Consider the following 8442-nt stretch of genomic DNA (forward strand, 5'->3'; position numbering starts at 1 on the left):
AGTTTCTCAATACTCAATCCCTGGAATGCTTCGTGACCATTTGTTTTCTGATCCCGTGCTTTTGGGGCAGATGCTTTTTGGTCTGGTACTTTTTGATCATCAGGCACAGTGCATAGCCTTCCTGCTGGTTCTTAATGTCGAAAGGGAGAAACCCTTTCCAGATATGGTGCGTTCTATAAAAATAAAGAGCATCAGGCTTTGCAGACAAAGAAACAGAGCTGTAATTGCGGCATCATCCAATCGGTAACTACCCATTTTCTGAAACATTAAAAGTGGCAAGGTTGTAAAATCCTGGGTCCCAAAAAGGGCTATGACACTTAAATCACCCGTTGATAGTGCAACGGATAATCCTAAGGCGAGTCCCAGTGCTTTTCTGTTCTGTGGCCAGTCAATAATACGAATGCGATTTAACCCGTTGATATCCAGATTATCACATAGATGATCGCTTTTCTGTGCTGAGGTTTCAAAGGCAGGAACAAGAATTCTGAGAATAAACGGTAATGTCATCAAGGCATTAACAATGATCACCAGAAAAGGTGCCAATATTGTTAGGCTGGTAGCTGCTCTGAAGGTAATAAATAATCCGGTTGCCAGGACAAAAGGCGGGAGGAGCAGAATAATACTTCCGGATAAATCAGTCATTGTCGCAAAGGAAGATGCTAAGCTATGCCTGCCCAGACGATAGGGCGATTGCAGGCTTCGCAGCATCAGCGCGATACCTATGGCAAGTATGAGTGCGATACATCCAGCCGTTAGTGATATGAGCAGACTGTTGAACGAAGCTATCCATAATTTTTCATCTGTTATGATTGTTATCAAGCGAGGAGAAAAGGCTTTCCAGATTGTTGCAAGCAAGGGAGGGATAACCAAAAACACCATCACTAGAAGTGCTAAACTATCCGTTATTTTGGCGCTGGTATGACGGGCATCAAGCCGTTGGATAGACCGCTCTTCTGTCTTTTGAAGGGTGATGTGGCGGGCAAACTTGCTGCCAATGATGAGTAGGATAAAACAGAGACTCAACTGGGCGAGAGACAGAATGACAGCTTTGGGAATATCAAAATCAAAGCGGATTGCCTGATAGATGGCAACTTCCAGAGTGTTTGTAGAAGGACCACCCCCAAGAGCAAGGACAACGGCAAAAGATGTAAAACAAAGCAGAAAGACCAGACCACAAGATGCAGGAATAATACGCCGAAGAAGAGGCCATTCAATAAGTCGGAAAATATCTTTGCCAGTCATGCCAAGTTGTGCTGTGTTTCGCCAGTATTCCGGCGGCAAAGCTTCAAGACTTTGTAGGAAAATTCGAGAGAGAAGCGGGGCATTAAAGAAAACGTGGGCGATTAGAATTCCAGTGAGACCGTAAAGATAATTTCCGGCATTGACATCAAATAGGGAAAGAAACTGATTAAGCCATCCATTACGACCATGTATGGCGACAATACCGAATACACCAACAATAGTGGGGATGATGAGTGAGAGCGATGCAAGTTGCACGAAAATTTGTCGTCCGGGCAAGGTTGGGCGTCTGGCAAGAGCGCGGGCAACGGGAATAGCAACAAGCGTTGCCAGTAGTGTACTGAGAGCGGCCTGAAAAAAGGTAAAACCGATCACTCGAAATAGATAGTTGTTCTGAAATATACGGGTGAGATCTATGTTCGTGATCTCAGAGAAAAGACCGTTAAAGGCAAACCCCAATATCAAGGCGATAAAACCGAGGCTTAACAAGCCGGGCCACAAATACATCAGCCATTTTTGCACAGATTGTAATGGCTTTTGCATTATGAGACGCCTTGATATCGGGGCATTAACACGACCAGTTATATTCGATCTACTGGTTGATGGAATCTAGCCAGTTATCAATCCAGATTTGCCGATTGTTTTTCACTTCTTCAGGGGAAAAAAGAAGTGATTTATCTGGGCGTGGTAACTGAGAAAATGTAGCGGGAAGGTCTTTGCCCAAGTCGATAACCGGATACATCCAGTTGCCGGTGGGAATTTCGTTCTGGAAACCTGAAGTGGTAATGAAATTCAGAAATTCCTGTGCCAGTTCTGGTTCTTTTGCTGTCTTCAACTGAGCAGCAACTTCGACCTGCATGTAGTGACCTTCAGAGAAAATAGCGGCTTTATACTGCTTTTTTTCTTCGGCAATAATGTGGTAAGCAGGGGATGTTGTATAGCTCAGCACCATATCTGCTTCGCCATCAAGGAAGAGGCCATAGGCTTCACTCCACCCTTTGGTTACAGTCACAATTTTTGGGGAAATCTTTTCCCACGCGTCTGCTGATTTATCGCCGTATACATTTTGAATCCACATCATCAGACCAAGACCCGGTGTTGAACTGCGCGGATCCTGAATGATGATTTTCAGATCAGGATTTCCGTTAATGAGACTATCAAGGCTCGCAGGTGGGTTTGCTAACTTTTCACTGTCATAAACAAAGGCAAAATAACTGTAGTCAAAAGGGATGAACTGTTCGTCCTTCCAATCTATGGGCAGATCTACGTTGGATACGTCAACATTGCTTTTCGCAAATAGACCTGTGGCAGAGGCTTCTGCGGTCAAGTTGGTATCGAGCCCCAAGACAACATCTGCGGTACTGTCTTCTCCCTCTAGCTTCAAACGGCTGAGAATACCGACAGAGGAATCAAGTGCGACAAATTTCAGATCGCAGCCACAGTTGGCTTCGAAAGCTTCTTCTACCTTAGGGCCTGCGCCCCAGTCAGCAGCAAAAGAATCATAGGTGTAAACGGTCAGAACTTTTTTGTCCTGTTCTTGGGCTTGTGCGTTAAGGCTCAAACCAAGAGTGAGTGTTGTTGCTGCGACGGCAGCCATAGTTGTACGCAGGATCATGCGACGCTCCATAAATGAGTGGGGCGGGCAAGGACCTGAAAAATCTGGAGATAGCCATGTGTTTTTGATTAAAAAACTCATCCCAATTCAGGCAGAGACTTTAAAATCACAAACAGCATCCAGTCTTCAATTCCCTCCGCCGGTATTAACCGGTTCAGGTTCCACGGGTCTATTTCAGTATTGAAAATTCTCAGCCCATAAAGGGCACCCCGTTGAGACCGTTTTTGACCTTAGACTGTTCGCTGGTTAGCGGCAAGTATTCCATGTCACCACAGCATAGGAATTGGTGATTCAGGTTCTGAAATTTGTCCGGTTTAAATAGGGGAATGGGACGTGTGAAGAATGTTCCTGAATTTTGCAGGGGTAAAGCCCCCCAAGCGTTTGAATTCCCGGGAAAAATGGTGACGATCAGAATAGCCATTATAAAAAGCAATATCGTCTAACGTGCAGTGATCGTTTATTAAATCATGACAGGCATTTTTAAACCTTATATGGCGAATGATTTCCGCGTACCCTGTTTCTGCGGAAGATAATTTCCTGGATAAACTTCGCGTCGACAGTCCGATCATTCTCGCGGCCTCACGCATGGTGAAATGCCCGCCATCCCGAGGTTTGGGTAATTGAGAAAGATGGGTTAGAAGTTCTTTGTTTTTTAAAATATGGGAAAGGTCAGAACTTTGGGTTCTGTCCCACTCTTTTAAAAGTAATTTGGGTTTTCCCCTGATGATCAAAGTCACATCAGGATCATAGTTAAAATGTCTGTGGTGTTGTATTGCCTTGAAAATTATCGGCTCTGTTCTTCCGTTTGTAAATTGGACCAGAATTTCAGCATATTCCAAGTCAAAAAGTGCGCAAGCGACACCACCAAGCACTGCAGGTCCGTACTCTCTTTTGCTGGCAAGGGCTGACACATAGGGTCTTATAACAACCTCATTAGGTGTGATGGTTTCGATAAAAGCTTCATCAGGGCCTGTTTTTGCGCTTGATGTGTTTGTTAAACCCGAAGCAATCAGACGATTTTGTTTTTGTAGGTTCAGGCATTTAACCCATCGCTTTGTAAGCTGATAGGGGCTTGAAGATGACAAAAGCGAAAAACTGATCGGATCAAAATGGATATTATTAGCAGCCTGATAACTGAGGGAAAAAACGCGGTGGATGCCATTAAAGTCAGCGAATTTTTTGACTTCATCAGCAGCATTAATGGGATGACTAGGAAATAAACTTTGTGTTTGGAGTGAGTTTATTTCTGCGGCTTGCTCTCCAAGGTTATCAAACCATTGTGACCACTGGCGTGCGTAGCTTTCGCCCATCGGGTCATAGTGAAGATCCTCTGCTACAGGACTGACGGAGCCCAATTCTTTTTGAATCGAAAGCTTTTCTGTCTGTCGGGTTTTGGCGTGGATATTCACAAGATTTCGCTGGTTTTCCCATAAGAATGTGATGTCGATTGTCGGTGATCTCGTCGCCGATGCAAAGAGAATAATATTGGGGAGGCATCTTGTGTTTCAAAGAATGAGAACAAAAGGGATTTTTATAGCAATTGCTTTGGTTGGTTTTGTAGCCTCTGCGTTGGCTGATGGTGGTGGATATATGAAAGCTGATGAAGTGACGGCATTAATGTCTGGGAACTCTATTTCTGGTATGTTTGGAGATAATAAAGCTTATCGGCAGCGTAATCATTCAAATGGTATTGCTGTGGTTGCTGTAAAGGGTGATCCCGTGCGCTTAATTCCCTGGTTTGTCGATGAAAAAGCTCGTTATTGCGAAGACTGGTCAGAGTGGGGAGTGTTCTGTTTTAAATTCAAACGTACTGATAAGCCAGACACTATTATTTCCGAGCGGGAAAATGGGAAACAGATGAACCTAACCTGGCGCGAGGGTTACATTGATATCAATCACAAGTAGAGACAAAAAGAGCCCGAATGATCGGGCTCTTTTTTTACGTGATCTCTCAATGTTACTTAGGAACCTTAGTGGCCTCGTTATCTTGAGGTGCAGGCGAAAGTTTCAGTAACAGATAACCAGCGAGGGCTGACAGTATAGATCCGCTGAGGACGCCAATTCTAACCTGACTCCCGATCTCGGGGTCATCAAAGGCTAGGCCGCCGATAAACAAACTCATGGTAAAGCCAATACCCGTCAGGAGAGATAGAGCATAGATCTGAGTCCAATTGGTTCCTTCTGGCAGGCGACAGATCTTTGATTTGACGGCTACCCAGATAAAGCCAAAGACGCCGATCTGTTTACCGATAAACAGGCCACCCGCAATGCCAAGGGTAAGGGGGGCAAGAACCGTTCCCATCGTAACGCCAACAAGCGACACTCCTGCGTTGGCGAAGGCGAAAACAGGCAAAATCATGTACGCAACCCACGGGTGGAGGTTGTGTTCCAGGTTTTTAAGTGGGCTGGCACTGTCTTTTGTTTTTCCATTTAAAGGAATGGCAAAACCAAGTGCTACACCGGCTAGCGTGGCATGAACACCAGACTTCAAAACACAGACCCAAAGTACGATCCCAACAAGAATATAAGGGGTTTTTGCGGTGACGCCGGATCTGTTGAGGATGAGGAGGCCGATCAGTGCTACTGCTGCCAGAGCTAGGGAGATCAAGGATAGTTCTGCCGTATAGAAAAGGGCGATAATAATGATCGCACCCAAGTCATCAAAAATGGCAATGGCTGTCAAAAGAACTTTAAGTGCCAAGGGAACTCTGTTGCCTAAAAGGGCCATAATACCAAGGGCAAAAGCAATGTCTGTGGCTGTTGGGATTGCCCAGCCGTTCATATTTGATCCGACACCCCAGTTAACGCCAGAGAAAACCAATGCTGGAATAAGCATGCCACCAACAGCCGCGATGGCGGGTAAAACAATTTGATCGGCGGATGATAACTGGCCTTCCAGAATCTCTCTTTTGAGTTCCAGACCAATTAATAAGAAGAAAATTGCCATCATCCCGTCGTTAATCCAGAGCAAGATAGCTTTGGAAATCGCTAAGTCGCCAAGGGCAATGGTGAAGGGAACCTCTAATGCACTAGTATAGATAGATGCTAGCGGAGAATTTGATGCGACCAACGCCAGTAGGGCCGCGATCATAAGGATGATACCCCCAGATGATTCCAGCTGTAGGAAGTCTTTGATCATTTTTGTTGGCATTTTCTTGATCATTGTTTTTGGCATTGCAGGAATCTCCGAATTGCCGAATTTCACATGTACCCGAGAAAAAATGGGGGCTGTTGCCTGATAAGTGTAATCGTTTTATTGTCAATGTGTAATAGATAAAAACTATCAGCAAGCTGTTAAGATGATAAAACCTACTATCAAACAATTAGAATATTTTAGCGCAGTTGCCGAAACGTTGCATTTTCGCAAGGCAGCGGAACAATTGAATGTTTCACAGCCAACACTGAGTGACCAAGTAAAAGAGTTGGAATATCGTTTGGGGGTGGTTCTTCTTGATCGGACACGCCACGGGGTCGAATTGACTCCTGTTGGGCGAGAAATATTGAATCGGACGACGTTTTTATTGCGTGATCTAAATGATCTTTGTGATCATGCTAAAACTGCGAAATCAATGTTAGGCGGTACATTGCGATTAGGTGTTGCGCCGACTGTGGGGCCTTATTTATTACCGTATGTTTTGCCTGATCTTCACCGGGACTACCCTGACTTGAAGCTCTATATTCGGGAAGATAGATCGTCGTCGCTGGAACAAGCCCTTCGCACAGGTCATCATGATCTAATTTTGACAGCGCTTCCGTTAGAAGATGATGGTTTGAGGACAGAGGTGCTTTTTAGTGAGCCGCTTATGGTAGGTTTGCCAAAAAACCACCGTTTGGCAATGGCCGACAGCGTTGCCCCGCAAGACCTTAGAGGAGAAGCAGTTCTTTCTCTCGGTGCTGGTCATCGATTGTATGAACAGGTGCAGGAACTTTGCCGGGAATTTGGTGCAGATCTTCAGAATGATTACGAAGGTACCAGCCTCGATACTCTGCGACAGATGGTTGGTATGGAAATGGGGATATCATTTTTCCCCAATCTTTATGCGCGATCCGAAATAACCAAAGATCAGGAAGTGTGCGCCAGGCCGATTGAAACACGTGTTGTCAAAAGACAGGTGGGTTTAGCCTGGCGCAGTAATTCTCCGCGTATTAATGAATTTCTTCAGTTCAAAGAAGATCTTTTGCGATCACTTAATCGGCAAATCTCTCACGAAGTAATGTTAAGCGGGTAGAGCTTTCTTGATCACAGGTATCCAGATATCAACTTGCCCTGTCGCGGTATTTCCATCAAAACGATTATTATAGAGCTCAAAGTCCGGGGTGTTTGCGTACTCATAGTTTGAATTGGGTAGCCAGTTACCCCAAATCGTCTGATACACTTTTGAAAACTGATCCTCGATAGGGGTTTTATCGTCAATCTCGAAGGTAAAAACCGCGTAATCAGCTTCTTCAATAACAAAGCCCTGCATTCCAGACGGGACAGAGTTCAAATCGTCAACTTCGAGTGCAGCCATATAGGTAAAACTCTCAGGTGATCCTTTGAGGCAAAGACCGTATGCGTGGCCATTTTTACTATGATTGATTTCTGAATAACGATAACGGACTTGTTTCCAAAGATCCGGGACGCTTTTGCCCGTGTCAGATCCAAAATCGTCGCTGATACCAATGATATAAAAGGCTTCTTTTTTTATAATATCAGGCTCCAAAAGGGTACCCCTTGTAATTGATGCCGTGGAATGAAGGAGGGAAAGTTGATATTTGGCTGATATGGAACATCCATTTGATCGATATTGACCCGGTGGTAAGCCAAAGCATTTCTTGAAAGCACGTGTAAAAGCTTCCTGACTATCAAAACCATAATCTAATGCGAGATGGATCAAAGATGTATCCTGATTTGATTCAAGGATTTTTGCAGCCTCTGTTAATCGACGATGACGGAGGTATCCCATCGTTGTCTTCCCCGTGGCAGAGCGAAATAACCTAGCAAAATAATAGGGTGAAAGGCCCGCAACATGGGCTATTTCTCCAAAGGTAATTTGTTGATCAAGATTTTGTTCTATAAAGGAAATAGCTTTTTTAATCGGCATAGTTTCTCCTGCACACGAGAGAATAGAATCAGACTTCTTGTTAATCTTGATCAGGATTGCCTTTTTATAAATAAACTCGTTTAGTTGTTTCTTGGCTCATCCGTTTGTCTTTCTTGTCCTTTGCAAAAGGGGGGCGTGAAGATAATTGATGCTTTAATACGCATGAGAAGGGTGTAATAAGGACCTTATAACATCTGTCCTTCTTTTCGTCTTTCAGGATGTCGCGATGACTAACCCGCTTATTGTTCTTGATCAAATGCCTACCGCCCATGATTTCTATGGCACCTATTGGAACCAAAAACCGTTTTTGGTTCGTAAGGCAATTCCGGATGCAACACTGGATCTATTGATCAAGCCGGATGAACTTGCGGGTCTTTCCATGGAAGAAACGGCAAGATCGCGTATGGTCAAAACGGCTGGTGAAGAAAGAAATTGGACCTGTGCATTCGGTCCCTTTGACGAATCAAGCTTTGATACTGCAGGCGACAAAGAGTGGAGCCTCTT

The 8442-nt window shown here is 44.5% G+C and carries 7 protein-coding genes, 1 pseudogene and 1 riboswitch; of the genes and pseudogenes, 3 read left to right on the forward strand and 5 right to left on the reverse strand.

The window, feature by feature from the left end; genetic code table 11:
* Positions 1 to 99: 99 nt before the first annotated feature.
* The 3 genes from thiP to Q0241_RS07180 form a co-directional block, all read right to left on the reverse strand.
* Positions 100 to 1782 (reverse strand): thiamine/thiamine pyrophosphate ABC transporter permease, encoded by a 1683-nt coding sequence (gene thiP / locus Q0241_RS07170; RefSeq protein WP_299375294.1) that lies wholly within the window; start codon positions 1780 to 1782, stop codon positions 100 to 102.
* A gap of 49 nt (positions 1783 to 1831) precedes the next feature.
* A complete protein-coding gene (thiB, locus tag Q0241_RS07175) occupies positions 1832 to 2854 on the reverse strand; it encodes a thiamine ABC transporter substrate binding subunit (RefSeq protein ID WP_299375297.1) in 1023 nt (340 codons plus the stop codon).
* A 113-nt stretch (positions 2855 to 2967) separates the two neighbouring features.
* Positions 2968 to 3076, reverse strand: a riboswitch (TPP riboswitch).
* Positions 3077 to 3168: 92 nt separating this feature from the next.
* Positions 3169 to 4263, reverse strand: coding sequence for an AraC family transcriptional regulator (locus tag Q0241_RS07180; protein WP_299375300.1), 1095 nt, complete (start codon positions 4261 to 4263; stop codon positions 3169 to 3171).
* Between the two features lie 91 nt (positions 4264 to 4354).
* Between Q0241_RS07180 and Q0241_RS07185 the strand changes: the two genes are divergently transcribed.
* A complete protein-coding gene (locus Q0241_RS07185) occupies positions 4355 to 4759 on the forward strand; it encodes a hypothetical protein (protein WP_299375303.1) in 405 nt (134 codons plus the stop codon).
* 52 nt (positions 4760 to 4811) lie between these two features.
* Here the strand turns inward: Q0241_RS07185 and nhaA are convergent, their stop codons facing one another.
* Positions 4812 to 6005, reverse strand: coding sequence for a Na+/H+ antiporter NhaA (gene nhaA / locus Q0241_RS07190; RefSeq protein WP_299375315.1), 1194 nt, complete (start codon positions 6003 to 6005; stop codon positions 4812 to 4814).
* Between the two features lie 148 nt (positions 6006 to 6153).
* Between nhaA and Q0241_RS07195 the strand changes: the two genes are divergently transcribed.
* A complete protein-coding gene (locus tag Q0241_RS07195; protein WP_299375306.1) occupies positions 6154 to 7083 on the forward strand; it encodes a hydrogen peroxide-inducible genes activator in 930 nt (309 codons plus the stop codon).
* Here the strand turns inward: Q0241_RS07195 and Q0241_RS07200 are convergent.
* On the reverse strand, positions 7072 to 7938 hold the full coding sequence (locus Q0241_RS07200; protein WP_299375309.1) for an AraC family transcriptional regulator: 867 nt from the start codon (positions 7936 to 7938) through the stop codon (positions 7072 to 7074). The two genes, Q0241_RS07195 and Q0241_RS07200, sit on opposite strands and share 12 nt — an antisense overlap.
* Positions 7939 to 8164: 226 nt before the next feature.
* On the opposite strand from Q0241_RS07200, the pseudogene Q0241_RS07205 reads away from it, so the two are divergent.
* A pseudogene (locus tag Q0241_RS07205) lies at positions 8165 to 8442 on the forward strand (cupin domain-containing protein); the annotation flags it as partial.

The organism is uncultured Kiloniella sp., assembly GCF_937128705.1.
Taxonomy (GTDB): domain Bacteria; phylum Pseudomonadota; class Alphaproteobacteria; order Kiloniellales; family Kiloniellaceae; genus Kiloniella.